This is a genomic window from Halomonas sp. 111 (genome assembly GCF_052379685.1).
Taxonomy (GTDB): Bacteria; Pseudomonadota; Gammaproteobacteria; order Pseudomonadales; family Halomonadaceae; genus Vreelandella; species Vreelandella citrativorans.
Genome location: NZ_JBQSYV010000018.1, coordinates 30,708 through 49,506, shown reverse-complemented (window position 1 = coordinate 49,506; position 18,799 = coordinate 30,708). Strand labels below are relative to the sequence as shown.

At 53.9% G+C, this 18,799-nt stretch carries 16 protein-coding genes and 2 tRNA genes; 6 read left to right on the top strand and 12 right to left on the bottom strand.

Annotated features, from left to right (window positions below; all coding sequences use genetic code 11):
* Window positions 1-48 precede the first annotated feature (48 nt).
* The 10 genes from ACT3T7_RS13955 to ACT3T7_RS13910 form a co-directional block, all read right to left on the bottom strand.
* Window positions 49-125, bottom strand: a tRNA-Met gene (locus tag ACT3T7_RS13955).
* A gap of 76 nt (window positions 126-201) precedes the next feature.
* Window positions 202-2,415 (bottom strand): cation:proton antiporter, encoded by a 2,214-nt coding sequence (locus ACT3T7_RS13950; protein ID WP_444631336.1) that lies wholly within the window; start codon window positions 2,413-2,415, stop codon window positions 202-204.
* A 185-nt stretch (window positions 2,416-2,600) separates the two neighbouring features.
* The gene (ychF, locus tag ACT3T7_RS13945; RefSeq protein WP_444631335.1) at window positions 2,601-3,692 is read right to left on the bottom strand and encodes a redox-regulated ATPase YchF; all 1,092 of its coding nucleotides are present in this window, start codon (window positions 3,690-3,692) and stop codon (window positions 2,601-2,603) included.
* Between the two features lie 82 nt (window positions 3,693-3,774).
* A complete protein-coding gene (gene pth, locus ACT3T7_RS13940; protein WP_444631334.1) occupies window positions 3,775-4,356 on the bottom strand; it encodes an aminoacyl-tRNA hydrolase in 582 nt (193 codons plus the stop codon).
* Window positions 4,357-4,552: 196 nt separating this feature from the next.
* On the bottom strand, window positions 4,553-5,185 hold the full coding sequence (locus ACT3T7_RS13935; RefSeq protein WP_444631333.1) for a 50S ribosomal protein L25/general stress protein Ctc: 633 nt from the start codon (window positions 5,183-5,185) through the stop codon (window positions 4,553-4,555).
* Window positions 5,186-5,281: 96 nt separating this feature from the next.
* Window positions 5,282-6,223: a ribose-phosphate pyrophosphokinase gene (locus ACT3T7_RS13930; RefSeq protein WP_172117127.1), complete on the bottom strand. Its 942-nt coding sequence runs from the start codon at window positions 6,221-6,223 to the stop codon at window positions 5,282-5,284.
* 57 nt (window positions 6,224-6,280) lie between these two features.
* A tRNA-Gln gene (locus ACT3T7_RS13925) sits at window positions 6,281-6,355 on the bottom strand.
* A gap of 30 nt (window positions 6,356-6,385) precedes the next feature.
* Window positions 6,386-7,249: a 4-(cytidine 5'-diphospho)-2-C-methyl-D-erythritol kinase gene (ispE, locus tag ACT3T7_RS13920; protein ID WP_444631332.1), complete on the bottom strand. Its 864-nt coding sequence runs from the start codon at window positions 7,247-7,249 to the stop codon at window positions 6,386-6,388.
* 55 nt (window positions 7,250-7,304) lie between these two features.
* Window positions 7,305-7,946, bottom strand: a complete 642-nt coding sequence (gene lolB / locus ACT3T7_RS13915) for a lipoprotein insertase outer membrane protein LolB (RefSeq protein WP_444622565.1) — start codon at window positions 7,944-7,946, stop codon at window positions 7,305-7,307.
* Window positions 7,947-8,028: 82 nt separating this feature from the next.
* Window positions 8,029-9,807 (bottom strand): tetratricopeptide repeat protein, encoded by a 1,779-nt coding sequence (locus ACT3T7_RS13910; protein ID WP_444631331.1) that lies wholly within the window; start codon window positions 9,805-9,807, stop codon window positions 8,029-8,031.
* 246 nt (window positions 9,808-10,053) lie between these two features.
* On the opposite strand from ACT3T7_RS13910, the gene hemA reads away from it, so the two are divergent.
* From hemA to ACT3T7_RS13885, 5 genes are read left to right on the top strand one after another with little or no spacing between them, the layout of a single operon-like run.
* The gene (gene hemA, locus ACT3T7_RS13905; protein ID WP_444631330.1) at window positions 10,054-11,364 is read left to right on the top strand and encodes a glutamyl-tRNA reductase; all 1,311 of its coding nucleotides are present in this window, start codon (window positions 10,054-10,056) and stop codon (window positions 11,362-11,364) included.
* Window positions 11,361-12,449, top strand: coding sequence for a peptide chain release factor 1 (gene prfA / locus ACT3T7_RS13900; protein WP_172117122.1), 1,089 nt, complete (start codon window positions 11,361-11,363; stop codon window positions 12,447-12,449). The genes hemA and prfA overlap by 4 nt, the downstream gene beginning before the upstream one ends.
* Complete coding sequence (gene prmC, locus ACT3T7_RS13895; protein ID WP_444631329.1) at window positions 12,449-13,297, top strand: peptide chain release factor N(5)-glutamine methyltransferase; 849 nt, start codon at window positions 12,449-12,451, stop codon at window positions 13,295-13,297. The genes prfA and prmC overlap by 1 nt, the downstream gene beginning before the upstream one ends.
* 31 nt (window positions 13,298-13,328) lie before the next feature.
* Complete coding sequence (locus ACT3T7_RS13890; RefSeq protein ID WP_087106768.1) at window positions 13,329-13,829, top strand: Lrp/AsnC ligand binding domain-containing protein; 501 nt, start codon at window positions 13,329-13,331, stop codon at window positions 13,827-13,829.
* 4 nt (window positions 13,830-13,833) lie between these two features.
* Entirely contained in the window at window positions 13,834-14,607 is a 774-nt protein-coding gene (locus tag ACT3T7_RS13885; RefSeq protein ID WP_444622561.1) for a HesA/MoeB/ThiF family protein, read from the top strand.
* 296 nt (window positions 14,608-14,903) lie between these two features.
* Here the strand turns inward: ACT3T7_RS13885 and ahpF are convergent, their stop codons facing one another.
* A complete protein-coding gene (gene ahpF / locus ACT3T7_RS13880) occupies window positions 14,904-16,460 on the bottom strand; it encodes an alkyl hydroperoxide reductase subunit F (protein WP_444622560.1) in 1,557 nt (518 codons plus the stop codon).
* A 232-nt stretch (window positions 16,461-16,692) separates the two neighbouring features.
* Window positions 16,693-17,256 carry an alkyl hydroperoxide reductase subunit C gene (ahpC, locus tag ACT3T7_RS13875; protein WP_193054966.1) on the bottom strand — a complete coding sequence of 188 codons (564 nt, stop codon included), beginning with the start codon at window positions 17,254-17,256 and terminating at the stop codon, window positions 16,693-16,695.
* Window positions 17,257-17,612: 356 nt separating this feature from the next.
* Between ahpC and ACT3T7_RS13870 the strand changes: the two genes are divergently transcribed.
* Complete coding sequence (locus tag ACT3T7_RS13870; RefSeq protein WP_172117117.1) at window positions 17,613-18,716, top strand: polyamine ABC transporter substrate-binding protein; 1,104 nt, start codon at window positions 17,613-17,615, stop codon at window positions 18,714-18,716.
* Window positions 18,717-18,799: the final 83 nt, after the last annotated feature.

Below are 18,799 nucleotides of genomic sequence, written 5' to 3'. Positions count from 1 at the left end.
CGAAAAAGGCCCGCTGACTAAGTCAGCGGGCCTTTCGCTATTCGGTGTTGGTGGCTACGCCCTGATTTGAACAGGGGACCCCATCATTATGAGTGATGTGCTCTAACCAGCTGAGCTACGTAGCCTTTCAACGGGGGCGTATATTAACAGCTTTTTTCCGCTCGTCAATATTTTAACGTAATAAGCGCGATGCCCAGGTAGTTACTCGTTGTCTTTTTGAGGTTGTTTGTCTGATGGCGTTACATTGGGTAGGGAGTGGCTCTTCCCTGATGGCTTGTCAGTGAACTTGTGAGGGGGCTTGGGAGAGTGCTTAGGAGAGTGTTTAGGAAAGTGCTCGTAATCGTGCCCGGAAAGGCTGGGGCGGTCAGTTGCCTTGTGCCAAATACGATGTAAGCCACGCTGTATATCGTCGAAAACCTGTTGAGAGATTAAGCGGTCTTTTACCATTTCTTCCATGCTTTCAGCACTTCGGCGCAACGCATAAAGGCGTAACATGCGCTGTTCAAGTTGGTAGGCGTGACGACCAAACTTTGCTTCCGTCTCGCGTATTGCTTGGTCGACAGCGCTGATCCTTATATTGAGCACCTCATCAAGTAATTCAGCCATGCGCTGACCGAATAGCGGGGTTAGCCGCTGTGTCGTGTAATGGCGCAACTCTTCTAGCACCGCCCTGTGGCAAATTAATAGCTCAAAACGGTTAGATAGCAGACGTGTCAGCGGCCAGCGAATCCTCATATGCTGGTGAAGAAAGGTACACAACTTAATCCAGCGAGTGTGTGAGGTTATTTTCCGTGTTTCTCTGTTATAACCCAAGCGGCCCTCTGAGCGAGCCGCATCAATGGTTCTGCCGCTGGCGCGCATCATCGTATCCAGGTTATGGATACTGGTGACGCCGTTTCCGTAGCGCGGAATAAGATCGCGCTCTCGAACAGCCAGCGTCACCAGCGCAATTGCCATACGGTCTCGCTCAGGTAGCGCTTGGTCAAGCGCGAAAGGGGCCGTCTCGATGGCCATATCACGACGAAATTTAGCAATGACATCATCGGTGATGGAGGGGGCAATGTTGAAGTTCTGCGCTGTGCGTTGTACCGCGCTTTCAACCTCAATGGACGAAAGATGAATGGCCTGTTGCTGAAGCGCTTTATCATAAGGGTTTAGCTGATCAAGCTTTAGCTTGCGAATGACCGCCTGAAGACTGGTTCCATTAACCAGTAGGCTGAATAGTACAAAGCCGGTGGCCAGGATAGCGACAAAGTGGCGAACGTCTGCTGAAAGCGCTGTTTGCTCTGCAACGCCAAGCGCAAGTACGAGTGTGACCGCGCCACGTAGTCCTCCCCAGGTGATAGCCAGCTTATAGCTTGCGCTGATCGGGGTTGAAAGCTTGAGTCGATTCAACAGTGGCAGAAAGCCAAATAGAACGATGAGGCGTGCCAGTAAGGTCGCCAGAATAATCGTTACGAGTAACGGTAGCCACGCAAGAGTCATCCCTTCCAGCATTTTTGGCACTTGCAGCATGGCAAGTAAAAACACCATGGCACCCGCGACGGAGGCAATTTGCACCCAGAGAAGTTGCAGGTATTCCCAATTGGCGGGCGACGTCCGCGTTCTGCCTAAACCGTTGAGCACCAGGCCTGCGGCTACGACGGCGACAACCCCCGAAACACCGAAACTTTCGCCCAGCAGGTAGGTGGGGTATGGCAGAGAAAGCGTGATGGCTATCTGCGCTTTGCCATCATTACCGATAAGAGCGAGCGCCTCTGCACCGATACGCCCGACGATAGCGCCAAGGATCAAACCGCCACCCAGGGATAACGCTAGCATCCCGGCCACCTGTAGCGCAGTGGTAGCGACATGGTCGGTAAGTGAAGCGAGTAGCACGCTGACAATCGCGATTGCGGCCGCATCATTTAGCAGGCTTTCGCCTTCCACTAGACGGATTAGCCGTGGAGGTGCTCCAACGTTACGGAAAATGGCAATGACGGCGGATGGGTCAGTTGTCGCGATGACGGCGCCAAGTAACAGCCCAACAGGCAGTGCTGCTGCGCCTAGCAGCCATATAGACAGGCCCACCATACCTGTAGCAACGAAAACAGCCACTACCGCAAGGAGTAAAATAGGTGCTGCATCAGGCACCATTTCACGAACATCAACACTGAGCGCTGCCTGGAACAACAGCGGGGGGAGGAAGATCCACAGATATATTTCAGCAGGCAAGGATGCTGATAAGAGAGGATCAAAGAGATCTATGGCAGGCCATAATGTCGACAGGGTCGCGTAAGAGAGCCCCAGGGTGATGCCTGTTAACGCCAGCAGCGTCGCTTCAGGAAACGCCGTACGCGCAGAGAGCCGTTGCACCAGCGCAATGATCATAAGCATCAGGCTGCCAAGTAACAGCACTTTGTACAGTGTTTCCATAGGTATCAGCTTCCGGTTGAATAAGCTCGGATGCCTCAGTATTAGTCGGCTGGTCGTAGGATGCCACTGAAAAATTAAGAAAAAAGAGGTAGGGGCGTTGCCTGAAGGTGGCAGATGAAGAGACAAATTGCCATGGGCGCAGGAGTGCGCCCATGGCAGGAGCTAGCAGGTTACGGGGTGGTCAATTAAACGTTAAACCGGAAGTGCACCACATCACCATCTTTCACAATGTACTCTTTGCCTTCCAGACGCCATTTGCCCGCATCTTTAGCACCTTGCTCACCGCCCAGTGAGACAAAATCGTCATAGGCGATCACTTCTGCGCGGATAAAGCCTTTCTGGAAGTCAGTATGGATAGCGCCAGCAGACTCTGGGGCCGTAGCGCCCTGTTTTACTGTCCATGCGCGGACTTCTTTTACGCCTGCAGTGAAGTAGGTTTGCAGGCCCAGTAGGGCATAACCTGCGCGAATAACGCGGTCAAGGCCGGGCTCTTCCATGCCCATCTCACCCAAGAACATGGCGCGTTCTTCATCTTCCAGCTCAGCGATTTCAGCTTCCAGCTGGTTGCAGACGGGCACTACGACCGCACCTTCTTCGGCAGCTATTTCTTTAACGATGTCCAGGTAAGGGTTGTTCTCAAACCCGTCTTCATTGACGTTAGCGATGTACATGGTGGGCTTTAGGGTTAAAAAACCAAAGCTTTTCACCTGACGCTTTTCGTCCTCATCAAGACCAAAGCTGCGCAATGGGTGGCCTTCGGCCAGGTGTGGCTCAATCTTATCGAGGATGGTTTTGGTCGCGATGGCATCTTTATCGCCGCCTTTAACCGAACGCAAGAGCCGCTGGCTGGCCTTCTCAACGGTATCCAGGTCCGCCAAGGCAAGCTCGAGGTTGATCGTTTCGATGTCGGCGCGAGGGTCAACCTGGTTGGCAACATGGATAACGTTGTCGTTATCAAAGCAGCGCACCACGTGGGCAATCGCTTGGGTTTCGCGAATGTTGGCAAGGAATTTATTGCCCAGACCTTCACCCTTGGAGGCACCTGCTACGAGGCCTGCGATATCGACAAACTCCATGGTCGTGGGCAGGACTCGTTCAGGTTTGACGATTGCAGCCAGCTTGTCCAAACGGGGGTCAGGCATGGGAACGATGCCTACGTTGGGTTCTATCGTACAAAACGGGAAGTTTTCCGCATCAATGCCTGATTTTGTCAACGCATTGAAGAGCGTGGATTTGCCTACGTTGGGTAGGCCGACGATGCCGCAGTTAAAGCCCATAAGTTCATTCCTGGCCGCTAGGCGCGCGCTAACGAAAGGATGTGTTCAGCGCGGGTCTAAAGTGAAAAAAAATCGATAGTAACTATTTTACGCTATGCAGGCGATTCATGGCTTTCGCCCAATCGCCATCAAGTGCAAGCGGGAGTGTGGCTTCGCATTCGTTAAGCACATGATCAATGGCCGCCTGCTCGTCTTTGCCGGGCCGACCAAGCACGTAGTGGGTTACCTGACGTGCCTCACCTGGGTGACCGATGCCTATGCGTAGACGGTGGAACTGCTTTTGGTTGCCAAGTGCGCTGATGATATCGCGCAGGCCGTTATGACCACCGTGGCCACCGCCTGTTTTATAGCGCGCCTGCCCCGGGGGGAGGTCTAGCTCATCATGAGCGACCAGTAAATTCTCGGGGGCAAGTTTAAAAAACTGGGTAAGCGCTGCCACAGAGGCGCCGCTTCGGTTCATGAAGGTGGTAGGGTTGAGCAGATGAAGCTCGTGGTCGCCCACGCGGGCCTTGGCATACAGGCCGAGGAACTTCTTTTCCGGGCGCAGTTCGGTATGGGCGCTGCGCGCAATGGCATCGACCAGCCAGAAACCCGCATTGTGCCGGGTGGTATCATACTCGGCGCCGGGGTTGCCTAGTCCTATCAGGGCCGTTACCTGACTCATTGACCTACCTCCAAAAAAATCCGGGCGTATTCTTGACGTCGTGCGTCATTGGCGGCTTGAGGTGCAGTTGCAAAAAGGCAAGTCGCAAAAAAAATCAAGCGCCGAAGCGCTTGATCTTATCATTCCCGGGCCATGCGAGCATGGCCCGGGCCAGGTACGTATTCAGCCATTAAGGCGATGCGCACCCTTATCGGCCTTACTCAGCGCTGGTGCCTTCTTCGCCTTCGTCTGCTTCTTCGTCATTACGTACTTTAACTTTCGTAATGCTGAGAATGGCGTGGTTGTGCTCCTCACCGTGAGACAGGTCAACGGAGGAAACGCCCTTCGGCAGTGTCAGGTCAGACAGGTGCAGGATCGTGCCCAGCTCAACCTCGGAAATATCAACTTCCAGGTAGTCAGGCAGGTCTTTCGGTAGGCAGCTGATGGCAACTTCGTTAGCCAGTACGTGCAGTTCGCCGCCCTGGTCTTTGATGCCCACACACTTTTCTTCGCCGATTACGTGAAGCGGTACGTTCATGGTGATTTCATGAGTAGCGTCAACACGCAGGAAGTCAGCGTGAGTCAGAAGCGGCTTGTAGGGGTGACGCTGAAGATCACGTACCACTACTTGCTCTTCTTTACCATCGATAACCAGCTTGATTACTGAGGAGAAGAAGACTTCGTCTTCAATCGCTTTGTAGAAAGCAGTTTTTTCTACAGAGATTGATTGCGCGCCTTTTTCACCGCCGTAAACAACGGCCGGTACTTGTTGGTTCGCACGACGCAGGCGGCGGCTCGCACCTTTCCCCAGGTCGTTACGAACGCTGGCTTTCAGGATAAAATCAGACATGTAATTTGCCTCTTGGTTTAAGTAAGAAAACGCCGCTGTCCGCGACCAGACGACGACGTTTCCAAGGCCCCAGAAGGGGGCTATATCGTTAGGCGATCAATGGAACATCGCGCTAACAGATTCTTCGTTGCTAACCCGACGGATCGCTTCTGCAATCAAACCGGCAACGCTCAACTGACGAATTTTTCCACTGCGACGCGCATGGTCAGCAAGCGGAATAGTGTCGGCCACGACAACTTCGTCCAGTACAGAGTTGGTGATGTTGTCAACGGCAGGGCCGGACAAGATCGGATGTGTCGCATAGGCCACTACGCGTGCAGCGCCATGATCTTTCAGTGCTTCACCGGCTTTGCAAAGCGTACCAGCGGTGTCGATCATGTCGTCAACGACTACGCAAGTACGGCCTTCAATTTCACCGATGATGTGCATCACCTGAGCCTGATTGGCTTGGGGGCGACGCTTGTCGATAATCGCAAGGTCAGCATTCAGCTGTTTGGCGATAGCACGAGCACGAACGACACCGCCCACGTCGGGTGAAACCACGACCAAGTCAGCGTAGTTTTGGCGCTCGATATCATCCAGAAGAATCGGCGAACCGTAGACGTTGTCTACCGGGACATCGAAGAAACCCTGGATTTGGTCGGCGTGCAGATCCATCGTCATTACGCGATCAACACCCGCTTTTACCATCATGTCCGCCACCACTTTAGCGGAAATAGGGACACGAGCAGAGCGTACGCGGCGATCCTGACGGGCATAGCCGAAATACGGCACAACCGCCGTAATCCGCGCCGCTGAGGCACGACGCAGAGCATCAACCATCAGGATCAGCTCCATCAGGTTGTCATTCGTCGGTGCACAGGTGGACTGGAGGATAAACACGTCCTTACCGCGCACGTTCTCATTGATCTCGACTGCGATTTCGCCGTCGCTAAATTGGCCAACCGTGGCATTACCCATACGGCTGTCCAAGCTCTCGGCAATCTTTTGAGCGAGTTCGGGATTGGCGTTCCCGGTGAAAACCATCAATTTTGACACGCGCAGCCACCTTTGCAGTGTTTGGAATCAGGGGAGAAAACGCAGATCATGTCAGGTTGGCTGGGGTACCAGGATTCGAACCTGGGAATGCCGATACCAAAAACCGGTGCCTTACCACTTGGCGATACCCCAGCAATAACCTAATGCGATGACCGGGCGCTTTCAGCAGCCCAGAGCATCTTGTAGGGGAGAGGTGTTCAGGCCGCGTGCGACCCATGTCGGCCAGCGTTGAGCTGCCAATTCAGCGACTGTACGTGCGGTTTGTTCAGACTCAAACGTCGCAAACAGACAAGCGCCAGTACCGGTCAGCCGAACAGGTGCATACTGCGCGAGCCAATCAAGCGCTTCCGCCACCAGCGGATAGCGTTTTTTTACGATGGCCTCGCAGTCGTTACGCCACTCAGACGCTCCCCCCTGCAGTGCGCGCGCCATAGTAATGGGGCGGCTGTCGCGTGTCAATTCCGGGTCCTGGAAGATTAGGGGGGTTGAGACGCTCACTTTCGGGTGAATAATCACAAACCAGGGCGTATCCAGGGTCACGGAGGTCAGCTTTTCACCAACCCCTTCGGCCCAGGCGCTGTGCCCATAAATAAAGACCGGTACATCGGCGCCAAGCTGTAAGCCCAGCCTGGCTAATGCCTCCATAGAAAGCCCTAATTGCCACAGCTTGTTTAACCCCAGTAATACGGTGGCGGCATTTGAGCTGCCCCCGCCCAGCCCGCCTCCCATGGGAAGCTTCTTCTCAATGGTTAGCGTAGCCCCTGGCATGGCTTTTGGTGACGTGCCTGCTGAGCGCTGAAGCAGGCGGGCTGCGCGAACCATCAAGTTGTCATCGTGAGCCACACCGTTTATCGGAGTGGCGAGCGTGATATCGCTGTCTTCGCGCAGGGTGAGTGTGAGCTGATCACTGATGTCAACGATTTGAAACAGGGTTTGCAATTCGTGGTAGCCGTCGTCGCGACGGCCTACAATGTGCAGCATGCGATTGAGCTTCGCAGGTGCGGGTAGTGTTAAAGAAGCAGGCATTAACGCTCTCACGTGACTTGAATTAGGCGCGACAACTCAACGGGCGCATACACCGTTATTGAGAGCGCCACTGGTTAACGACCAGGGTGATGCGTACATCGTCATAGTTCATCACCAGGCGGCGAGGTAGCCACATGCCTTCAACCTCTTCCCAGTCGCGGTAATCAATTTCCCAGCCATCCTGCTGCATGTGCTGCGGAAAGCCCAGCTCGTCGGTTTCCAATTGATAGCTTGCATGTTCACCGGGCAGGCCGCGCACCCAGTCAGGCATGGCGCTAACCGGAAGTGACCAGCCTAACTGCTCTTCCATCAGTGCTTCCGGTGTTTCTGCTTCAAAGCGGCCATCACCCGTGGTTAGCGAGAAGCGGCCTTCACGACCTTCAAGTACGCTGCGGCCCCCACCAAACGGCCCGCTGATCAGCATGCGGAAATAGTGGGGGTGTTGGCTCCAGTCCAGGTTGGCGCTCTGATTCTCTTGTGGTGTGCGAAGGCCTGCCTTGCCGATCAGCGTCCAGGAATCAAAGGCTTCAACATCCGCTTGCTGGCGTTCCCATTGACCTGCTTGGCGGCCACCTTCTTCCATCGGGCCTTGCGTCGCGCACCCGGCAAGCAGCAGTAACGCTATGCTGGCAAGCAAGAGGCGAGGGGCGCGAGCGGTGCTGGTAAAGCGCATAAAAGTGGGCAGTGTGTTCAACATAACAGGCTCCATGTCAATGTGTTGAAAGGGTAATGACAGCGTCTTAATGGCGTATCAAGCATAAAGAGACGCGCCAGCCCCGTTAGGGAGCGCCTGACGGGGTGAGTTCAGGATGACGTTCAAGTAACTCGTCAACCTGGGGGTGGTGCGTTGTGCTATCAAGCGCCCGTTGGATTAACATGCGAGCCTCATCGCTACGACCAAGAGCATGTAAGACTTCGGCCAAATGAGCGGCCACTTCCTGGTCGGGCATCTGATTGTAGGCACTTTCAAGCCAGACAAGCGCTTCTTCATTTTGGCTCAGTCGGAAATATACCCAGCCCATGCTATCAAGTATCGCCGGGTTGCTGGGGTCTTCTTCGTAGGCGCGCTCAATCAGCTCGCGGGCTTCTTCCATGCGTCCTGGCAAGTTAAGGTCTGCCAAGGTATAGCCCAGTGCATTTAAGGCATTTGCGTTGTTGGGTTCAACACGCAAAAGCTGACGTAAATCTTGCTCCATGCCTGGGAAGTTGCCACTCTGCCAGGAGCGCATGGCGCGTAAATAAAGCAGGTTAACGTCATCCGGTGTGCGCGCCAATTCGCGGTCAAGTAGCGCTAATGCTTCATCGGGCGCGTTCAGTTCGTCCAGCAGTTGCACTTCAAGGGCGACCAGGTCGTCAAAGTAATTTTCATAGCGCATTCGCTCAATGCGTAAAAAAGCCCGCGCATCCATTACACGGTCATCGTCAATCAACATGCGAGCGGCTGCCGCACGGGCGGGTAAAAACTCCTCTCCCTCGCCTACCTGGCGGTAGTAAAGCTGTGCGTTATCGGTATCGCCCTGAGACTGCGTAATAGCGCCCAGCAGGTAGTAGGCAAGGTCGGGAACGTTGTCCTGACTTGTGAATGGCTGCAGCAGGCGGTAAGCAGGCTCGCTATGGCCTTCCTCAAGGTAGAGTTGCGTTAGGGCCAAGCGTAAGCGCTGGTTTCCGTCATGGCTTTCCAGTAGCGCATCCGTTTGTGCTTCTGCAGCGGCAATATTATTCAAACGAATTTCGGCTTGAGCCAGCAGCAGCGTAAACCGTACGTCATCGGGGGCAATGCTGGCGCCGTGTTGCGCGGCTCGCCTGGCTGTGTGTAGGTCGCCAGCTTCGAGCGCCAGTTGTGCTTGGGCAAGCCAAAGCGTCGCCGATTCTGGCGCTTGCTTTGCAACGTCGTCCAGATACGCTTGCGCTTGGCGGGTATTGCCAAGCACTGATTCAAGTAGCGCAGTGGCAAGCAAGGCATCGCTATGATACTCAAGCTGCTCTGCACTGGGCTGAGCCAAGTGGGCGCGCATTGATTGGGCCAGTAAGTTGAGCGGTGCGCTCCCTTCCGTGATAGCGATGTCGACGAAGGCCGCAAGCTCGCCATTGCTGCCTGCTTGAGTGATCGCTAGCCGCTGTTCAAGGCTGTCCAGCCAGTCACCGCGCTGCAAAGAGATCGCGGCCAGTAGCTGGTTGGGTGATTCTGCCGAGGGGGCCAGCTCACGCCAACGCAGTGCGGATGCCTCCATTAACGCCACATCGTCACCAAACCGAGCCGCAAAAGTGGCGCGTTCAGCCAGCGCCGGAACACTATAGCGTTGCGATGCCTCCAGGTAACCTTGGCTGGCAGAGCGGTAATCGCCACGTTGGCCCGCTAATTCCGCCGTAAGCAGCGTACGTAGACCATCAGCGTCCAGGCCTCGGGTAATAGGTGGGGCCGACTGCATGGGGTCAGAAGCTATCAGGTCTGGCAAGCCGCCTTTATAAGAGGGTGCTGACTGGCAGCCGCTCAGGAATACCACGGTGGCGGCCAAGGGCAGTAGGGATGAACCCAATTGTAGTGAGCGAAGGGGCATGCGTCTCTCATTTTAGTGGCCGAGCGTTCAGCATAGCGGCTTGGCTGGCTGCGGCAAAGTGATGTACGCCAGATGTTAGTCTGCTGTGATAGAATAGTCGGCCTTGAAAGGCTGGCAGATAAGCGCAATTGAGTAATGATCAGCCGTTGCCCAGACTTGCGCTAATTAAGCGTAAGACGTAAACCATTGAGACTTCAAGACCGATAGCAACGTGATGACCGAACCACTAGCGAAGACGCATACCGTATGACGCTTCTTGCCTTGGGAATCAATCACCGTACTGCCAGTGTGGCCGTACGTGAGCAGGTAGCCTTTACTCCGACGCAGTTAGAACACGCGCTGGAGCAACTGCGTGGTCTGTCACATATTAGCGAAGCAGCGGTGCTCTCCACCTGCAACCGCACTGAACTATATTGCGTAACGGACGCTGCTGGCGAGCAAGCCGTGCTTGAGTGGCTAGGGCGTTTTCATAACTTGAGTGTTGAGGAGCTGACCCGCTGCGCGTACCACTATTTAGACAACGACGCTGCGCGCCATTTAATGCGTGTGGCCGTTGGTCTGGATTCGATGGTCTTGGGTGAGCCGCAAATACTTGGGCAATTGAAAGATGCCTATCAACAGGCGCGCCAAATGCAGGGGTTGGGCGGCGAACTTGAGCGTCTTTTTCAACATACCTTTGCAATTGCCAAGCAGGTACGTACTGAAACCGGAATTGGCAAAAATCCGGTTTCGGTGGCCTATGCTGCGGTGAGCATGGCAAGCCGAATTTTTGATGATTTTAGTCGCTCGCGGGCGTTGTTAATCGGTGCGGGTGAAACCATCGAGCTGGTCGCGCGTCATCTACATGAAGCCGGTGTACGTCAATTAACCGTGGCTAACCGTACACGTGAGCGTGCTGAGCTTGTCTCCTCGCGATTGGGTGGTAAGGCGATTACGCTGCCTGAAATTCCGGCCGCGCTGGAAGAAGCTGATATCGTTATTTCTTCCACCGCATCCCCCCTGCCGATTTTAGGCAAGGGGATGGTTGAAAGCGCACTTAAAAAGCGTCGCCACCGCCCGGTTTTTATGGTGGATATCGCCGTGCCGCGGGATATTGAATCCGAAGTAGGCGAGCTTGCCGATGTATTCCTTTATACGGTCGATGATCTGGAAGAGGTGATCGAAGAGAATCGTCGCTATCGCCAAGTGGCTGCTGACCAGGCCGAGTCACTGATTGAACACGGTGTCAGTAGTTGGCAGCATGAAAAACGTATTCGTAACGGTGGCGAGTTGATTCGTGATTACCGTCAGCACGCCGAAACCCTGCGCGATCAATCGCGCGATCAGGCGTTGGAGCGCTTGGCGCGCGGTGAAGACCCAACCAAAGTGATTGAACGGCTGGCTCACCAACTGGCTAATCGCTTAATGCACCAGCCCACGCAAGCAATACGCGATGCCGCCTCGCAAGAGCAGCATGACTTGCTGGAGGCCGCGCCACGCTTACTATTGCCTGTTAAACCCGCCTTTGAAAAGCCCGCGCCCACGGCTAACCGCCAGAAGGATAATACGCCCGCATGAAAGATACCTTGCGCCAACGCCTCGATAGCTTTACCGAACGTTTTGAAGAGCTGGCGATGCTGCTGTCTGACCCTGAGGTCATTAATAATCAGCAGCGCTTTCGCGACTATTCACGTGAGTACGCCGAGTTGGATGAGCTGGTAGCGGCTTGGCAGCGCTATCGCAGCGTTGAAAACGATATTGAGGCAGCCCAGCAGCTTAGTCGGGACGATGATCCTGATATGCGTGAGCTTGCCGAGATGGAAGTCAGTGAAGGGCGCGAGCAACTAGACCTACTGGATACTGAGCTAAAGCGTTTGCTGGTACCTAAAGACCCCGATGATGGCCGAGGCGTGTTTTTGGAAGTACGCGCCGGTACCGGTGGTGATGAAGCCGCGATTTTTGCAGGTGATCTGTTTCGTATGTACTCACGCTATGCGGAAAAACGTGGCTGGCGCGTCGAAGTAGTGAGTACCAACCATGGCGAGCAGGGTGGCTATAAAGAGATTATTTCCCGCGTTAAGGGGGATAGCGTCTATGCGCGTTTGAAATTTGAGTCGGGTGCTCACCGGGTGCAACGCGTTCCTGCTACTGAATCTCAAGGGCGTATTCATACGTCGGCATGTACCGTGGCGGTGATGCCTGAAGTTGATGATGTTGGCGATATCGATATTAATTCATCGGATTTACGCGTCGATACCTACCGTTCAAGTGGAGCAGGTGGCCAGCACGTTAACACCACCGACTCAGCGATTCGTATTACCCACATACCGACAGGCGTAGTGGTTGAGTGCCAGGAAGAGCGTAGTCAGCATAAAAATCGGGCCAAGGCGATGTCGCTGCTTGCCGCGAAATTGAAGCGTAATGCGGTCGATAGCCAACGTCAGGAGCAGGCGGATGCCCGTCGCTCGCTGGTAGGCTCTGGTGATCGTAGCGAACGTATCCGTACCTACAACTTCCCTCAAGGTCGAATTACCGATCATCGTATCAACCTGACGCTTTATAAGCTCAATGAAGTGGTGAGCGGCGAGCAATTGGATGAGGTCATTGAGCCCTTGATCCACGAGTATCAAGCCGAGCAGCTATCGGCGCTTCAGGACACGTAATGACGTTTGATGCGCTTTTACAGGCCGCAGCAGAGCGCTTAAAGGCCGCCGGCTCAGCCTCGCCGCGCCTGGATGCCGACGTCCTGCTTGCCCACGTAATTCAACGGGACCGCACATGGCTGTATACCTGGGGCGACCGTGATTGTTCCGGGTGGGAGCATGCGCGCTTTGATGCACTGGTGGCGGCGCGTGTTCAGGGGCAGCCAGTGGCCTACCTGACCGGTGAGCGAGAGTTTTGGGGGTTGCGGTTGGTCACTTCAAAAGAGACGCTAATACCGCGGCCGGATACCGAAACGCTGGTAGAAACAGCGCTCAACCACGTTGCCTCTCCCGCCGGCCGCTTGCTGGATTTAGGTACGGGCACCGGAGCCATTGCACTGGCCTTTGCCAGTGAGCAGCCTGGTTGGCAGGTGGTTGGTGTCGACCTTCGCTCAGAAGCGGTTTCTTTGGCACAGCGAAACGCAGCCGCGTTAGGGATCGATAACGTAGCGTTCATGCAAAGCAATTGGTTTGCTGCCTTTGAGCAGGATGCGGCACCCATAGAGCAGTTTGATCTTATTGTGAGTAATCCGCCGTATATTGCCGCTGATGATCCGCATTTGCACCAAGGGGATGTGCGCTTTGAGCCGCTGAGTGCTCTGGTGGCAGAGGGCGATGGGCTGGCCGATTTGATGCATTTAGTTGCCACGGCGCGGCGCTACTTAACAGCCTCAGGATGGCTGTTGCTAGAGCATGGCTATCGTCAGGCAGCCTCAGTGCGCGCAGCGCTGGTGGATGCGGGTTATCAAAACGTTGAAAGTGTTTGCGACCTCGGTGGGCATGAGCGTATTACCCTTGGGCGCTACTAGCTCGTCTGGCTTATCTGTAGTGGATCCTGCTATGAAACCTAAAAATAGAACGCTAGACCGTATCGACCTTAAAATTCTGCGCTGCCTGCAGGAAAATGCACGTATTTCCTATGTTGATTTGGCATCAGAGGTTGGTTTATCCACAACTCCTTGTTTGGAGCGTGTCAAGCGCCTGGAGCGCGCGGGCATTATTCGTGGCTACCAAGCGATTCTTGACCCCCAGGCACTCAAAGCCAATTTACTGGTCTTTGTTGAAATTAGCCTGGAAACTCAATCGCCAGCCGTATTTGATGAATTTCGTCGAGCCGTTGAAAAGCTGCCGCAAATCCAGGAGTGCCATCTGGTCTCTGGTCAGTTTGATTACATCTTGAAATGCCGCATTCCAGAAATGGCCGCCTACCGTCAGCTATTAGGAGACGTGGTGCTTACGCTCCCCGGCGTCAAAGAGTCTAAAAGTTACGTGGTGATGGAAGAGGTGAAAGAAAGCTTTAGTCTGCATGTACCCGACGTTGAGCACTTTGAGGACAAATAAGTCGATGATGGATGATCAGACACTGCTGCGCTACAGCCGCCACATTATGCTGCCTGAAGTGGATATTGAAGGGCAAGAGCGCTTGCGTAGTGCCCATGCTCTGATCATCGGTGCGGGAGGGTTGGGCTCGCCGGCGGCTCTTTACCTGGCCGCTGCGGGTGTCGGGCAGATAACGATTGTAGATGCTGATCATGTCGAGTTGTCTAACCTTCAGCGTCAAATTGCTCATCAGCAGGCAAGCATTGGGCAGAACAAGGCGGCTTCTGCCAAGGCCAGTATGCAGGCGCTAAACCCGGATTGCCGTATTACAGCACTTGAAACTCATGCGGAGGGTGAAGCCCTGGAGCAGCTCGTTGCTGCTGCCGATGTGGTGCTGGATTGTACGGATCGTTTTTCCAGCCGCTATGCCATCAATGCTGCCACGCAAAAAGTAGGTGTTCCGTTGGTGTCAGGCGCTGCCATTCGCTTTTCTGGTCAGCTTGCGGTGTTTAGCCCCCGTGACCCAAACTGCCCCTGCTATGCTTGCCTTTACCCACCGGACGATATGGGCGATGAAGCACTTGGCTGCGCAGAAAGTGGTGTGATGGCGCCGTTGGTGGGGTTAATCGGATGTTTTCAAGCTGTTGAGGCGTTCAAATTGCTAAGCGGCGCCGGGCAAACCCACCAAGGGCTTGCAACCTTTGATGGCCTACGAGGCCAGTGGCGCCACTTCAACGTACCGCGTGATCCGGCGTGCACTGTGTGCAGTGTGATACCTAAACAGAGCGATGTTTCGTAGAAGAGGCATTAGTTGGTTCATCTGCAAGCGTTGTCCTGCTCAGAATCCCTTTTTTTGATGAGTTGCTGCGACTAGACTATCTGGTTGGTGGCTGCTGGCCGGTGGGTTAAAGACAAAGAAATCCGGCCTCCAGGGGAGAGAGCCGGATTTTCTTAGAGCCTTCGGTATCGGCAAGCCTTGGCCGAATAATATTACGTAGGGCAGCGGTTATGACGTCACGGTCTTATACGTCAAAGGGATAGGGGAGGCGGGTAGTGGAAAACCACTACCCGCTTTTTGGTGTTGGTGCTTGGCGATTAGTTACGGATCAGGTAATCAAACGCGCCAAGTGAGGCTTTTGCGCCTTCGCCCATGGCAATAATAATCTGCTTGTAAGGCACCGTGGTAACATCACCCGCGGCAAATACGCCGGGTACCGAGGTCATGCCGTGAGAGTCGACGATGATCTCCCCGCGCGGCGTCATTTCGATGGGCGAGCCTTTCAGCCACTCGGTATTTGGCACCAGGCCAATCTGGACAAAGATGCCTTCCAGCGCGATGTTTTTAGTCTCATCGGTGTTGCGGTCTTTGTAGGTCAGGCCATTAACGCGGCTGCCGTCACCGGTTACTTCGGTGGTTTGAGCATTTAAGATAATGTCCACGTTGGGCAGGCTCTTAAGTTTTTTCTGCAGTACCGCATCAGCTCGCATTTCACCCATAAATTCGAAAAGGGTGACGTGAGCAACGATGCCCGCCAGATCAATGGCAGCTTCAACGCCAGAGTTGCCGCCGCCAATAACCGCGACGCGCTTGCCTTTAAATAGTGGGCCGTCGCAGTGCGGGCAGTAAGCAACGCCTTTGTTGCGGTATTGCTGCTCGCCGGGGACATTCATTTCGCGCCAACGGGCGCCGGTCGCCAGAACCAGTGTTTTGCTCTTGAGTTTTGCACCTGACTCAAAGGTCACTTCGTGCAAGCCACCTTCGGCCTCAGCGGCTTTAAAGGTAGTTGCCGTTTGCAAGTTTATTACATCAACGTCGTAATCCTTGACGTGCTCTTCAAGCGCGCTAACAAGCTTGGGACCTTCTGTATGAGTGACCGAAATAAAGTTTTCGATACTCATGGTATCCGCTACCTGGCCACCAAAACGCTCAGCCGCAACACCGGTACTAATGCCTTTGCGTGCAGAATAAATGGCAGCCGCAGCACCCGCGGGGCCACCGCCGATCACCAGCGTATCGAATGCGGCTTTGGTGCTTAGCTTTTTGGCTTCGCGGTCGGCGGCGCCCGTGTCCACTTTGGCCAGAATTTGCTCAAGGGTCATGCGGCCCTGATCGAACGGCTTACCGTTTAGATAAATGCTGGGCACTGACATAATTTCACGCTCTTCAACTTCGTCCTGGAAGAGCGCCCCATCAATCGCCACATGGCGGACGTTGGGATTAAAGATCGCCATCAGGTTTAACGCCTGAACCACATCGGGGCAGTTCTGGCAGGACAGCGAGTAGTAGGTCTCAAAGAGCATGTCGCTTTCGAGCGCTTTAATCTGGTTAAGCACCTCGTCAGAGGTTTTCGGTGGGTGTCCGCCTACTTGCAGCAGTGCCAGAACCAGCGATGTAAACTCGTGGCCCATGGGGATACCGGCAAATACAACACCCGTCTCTTCACCTGTGCGGTTGATCGCAAAAGAGGGTGTGCGGCTATCCTGACCATCCGTTTTCAGGGTGATCATGTCACTCAGCCCGTTGATATCTTCCAGCAAGCCGTGAAGTTCACGTGACTTGTCACCGTCATCAAGGGACGCAACGATCTCGAACGGTTGAGTCACTTTTTCCAAGTAAGCTTTCAACTGATTTTTTAAATTAGCGTCCAACATGACAGTGAATTCCTCGTAATCTGTAAAAGGTGTTCTCAACCCTTAGCCACATTTAGCCCGCGCTTGTGATAATCACAGCGAAGATCGGTATAAAAGGGAGAACAAATAGCGCGATGTAAAGAGAACACCCGGGTGAAAAAAGCCCGGGTGTTAGGCTGCCATCTGGTTAAGCCGTTATCGTAAGCGGCGCTTCAAGAGCGGTTAAGATAACGAAGATGGCAGCACTCGCCGTTTAGATTTTGCCAACGAGGTCTAAAGAGGGCGCGAGTGTTTCTTCGCCTTCTTTCCATTTGGCCGGGCATACTTCGTTGGGGTTTTCACGAACATACTGGGCAGCTTTAACTTTGCGCAGTAGCTCTTCGGCATTACGGCCGATGTTGCCCGCATTGATTTCAACGATCTGAACTTTACCGTCGGGATCGATAACAAACGTGCCGCGTTCTGCAAGGCCTGCTTCTTCAATCAGGACTTCAAAGTTACGCGAGATTTGCAGCGTGGGATCGGCCAGCATTGGGTACTGAAGCTTGCCGATCGTTTCGGAGCTATCGTGCCATGCTTTATGGGTGAAGTGGGTATCGGTTGAAACGCTGTAAATTTCAACGCCCAGCTTTTTGAAGGCTTCGTAGTTGTCGGCCAGGTCGCCAAGCTCCGTTGGGCAAACAAACGTAAAGTCAGCCGGGTAGAAGAAGAAGATGGACCATTTTCCCTTCAGGTCAGCTTCGGTGACATCGATAAATTCGCCATCTAGATAGGCGGTAGCTTTAAACGGTTTTACTTCAGTGTTGATCAAGGACATCCAGATTATCTCCGTGTCTTGTGAATGAAGGTGAAAATGTTGAGGACTATAGTAGGGGTATTTTCCTGATAGCTAAAATTGAAAAACACCATTTAGCGTATAGTCTTTTACTATTATGCAGCAGCCTATCTACGCTCCGCAGACCTTGAAGTGGGGGCAGGCCCACTATAATACAAGAATCTTTCACATTGACTTGCGATAGAGACCGCTGCGCCGCAAAATTCGCGTTCAGTAGAAAAGCCCACGCTAACGGCGAGTGGCTGATGGCTGGCGTTAATCTAGATGGTACTGTTTTGAAGAGCTGTTTTTGAATAACCGTTGCTGAATAACTGTTTTTGGATAATGAGGAGCACGAAATGGGGAACATTCACAAACTTTCCGGGGCCGTTGCGGCCGTTTCTTTAGCCGCAGCGGCGACAGTCGCCCATGCCGATGAGGTACGGGTATATAACTGGTCAGATTATATAGCACCGGAAACGCTTGAAAAATTCACCGAGCGTACCGGCATTGATGTTACCTACGATGTTTATGATAGTAATGAGACGCTTGACGCTGCCTTGCTGGCAGGCCGTTCGGGGTATGACGTAGTGGTGCCTTCTACGCACTTCTTTACGCGTCAACGCCAAGCGGGCGTTTATCAAGCGCTTGATAAAGAGCAGTTACCTAACCTGGAAAATCTCAATACCGAGTTGATGGAAAATTTAGACGCGATTGACCCTGATGGCGACTACTCAGTGCCTTACATGTGGGGCACTAACGGTATTGGCTACAATGTTGAGCGCGTGAAAGAAATCCTGGGCGATGATGCGCCGGTCGATAGTTGGGCAATGCTATTTGACCCTGAAATTACCTCCGCGTTAAAAAAGGCGGGTTGCGGTATTTCAATGCTGGATACGGGTGAGGAAATGCTGCCCGCGGCCATGGCTTACCTGGGCCTGAGCCCGCTAAGCGAAAACGCGGAAGACTTTGAAGCCGCCGGTGAAGTGATTAGCGCCGTGCGCGATGATATTACCTATTTCCACTCTTCACGCTACGTATCTGACTTGGCCAATGGCGATATTTGTGTGGCAGGCGGATATTCAGGCGATGTATTCCAGGCTGCTGAGCGTGCCGAGGAAGCAGGGCGTGATTTTGACATTGGCTATAGCATTCCTAAAGAAGGCGCCGCCTTGTGGTTTGATGTTATGGCGGTCCCGGCGGACGCGCCCAATGCTGAAAACGCCCATGCCTTTATTAACTTTATCCTGGACCCGGAAATTGCCGCAGAAATTACCGATTACGTCAGCTACGCCAACCCCAATGCGGCGGCCGATGCTTACCTTCCGGAAGAAATTCTGAATGACCCGGCGATCTATCCCGAAGCCGAGGTTATGCAAAACCTGTATGTGGCGCTTGACATGCCACAGCCGGTACAACGTATCCGTACGCGTGTGTGGAACCGTGTAAAGTCTGGCCGTTAAGCTAACCTCATCCGGCAGCGAGCCAGGCCTTTTGCCTGTCTCGCTGTTCATCTTTTAATGCCCGGTTTTCCGGGCCTTTTGAT

Coding starts and splice junctions, on each gene's coding strand:
- ACT3T7_RS13935 (WP_444631333.1), bottom strand. CDS start 5,185: ATGTCTGATTTTATCCTGAAAGCCAGCGTTCGTAACGACCTGGGGAAA.
- ACT3T7_RS13950 (WP_444631336.1), bottom strand. CDS start 2,415: ATGGAAACACTGTACAAAGTGCTGTTACTTGGCAGCCTGATGCTTATG.
- hemA (WP_444631330.1), top strand. CDS start 10,054: ATGACGCTTCTTGCCTTGGGAATCAATCACCGTACTGCCAGTGTGGCC.
- ACT3T7_RS13910 (WP_444631331.1), bottom strand. CDS start 9,807: ATGCCCCTTCGCTCACTACAATTGGGTTCATCCCTACTGCCCTTGGCC.
- ispE (WP_444631332.1), bottom strand. CDS start 7,249: ATGCCTGCTTCTTTAACACTACCCGCACCTGCGAAGCTCAATCGCATG.
- ACT3T7_RS13890 (WP_087106768.1), top strand. CDS start 13,329: ATGAAACCTAAAAATAGAACGCTAGACCGTATCGACCTTAAAATTCTG.
- ACT3T7_RS13870 (WP_172117117.1), top strand. CDS start 17,613: ATGGGGAACATTCACAAACTTTCCGGGGCCGTTGCGGCCGTTTCTTTA.
- ychF (WP_444631335.1), bottom strand. CDS start 3,692: ATGGGCTTTAACTGCGGCATCGTCGGCCTACCCAACGTAGGCAAATCC.
- ACT3T7_RS13885 (WP_444622561.1), top strand. CDS start 13,834: ATGATGGATGATCAGACACTGCTGCGCTACAGCCGCCACATTATGCTG.
- prmC (WP_444631329.1), top strand. CDS start 12,449: ATGACGTTTGATGCGCTTTTACAGGCCGCAGCAGAGCGCTTAAAGGCC.
- lolB (WP_444622565.1), bottom strand. CDS start 7,946: ATGTTGAACACACTGCCCACTTTTATGCGCTTTACCAGCACCGCTCGC.
- ahpC (WP_193054966.1), bottom strand. CDS start 17,256: ATGTCCTTGATCAACACTGAAGTAAAACCGTTTAAAGCTACCGCCTAT.
- pth (WP_444631334.1), bottom strand. CDS start 4,356: ATGAGTCAGGTAACGGCCCTGATAGGACTAGGCAACCCCGGCGCCGAG.
- ahpF (WP_444622560.1), bottom strand. CDS start 16,460: ATGTTGGACGCTAATTTAAAAAATCAGTTGAAAGCTTACTTGGAAAAA.
- prfA (WP_172117122.1), top strand. CDS start 11,361: ATGAAAGATACCTTGCGCCAACGCCTCGATAGCTTTACCGAACGTTTT.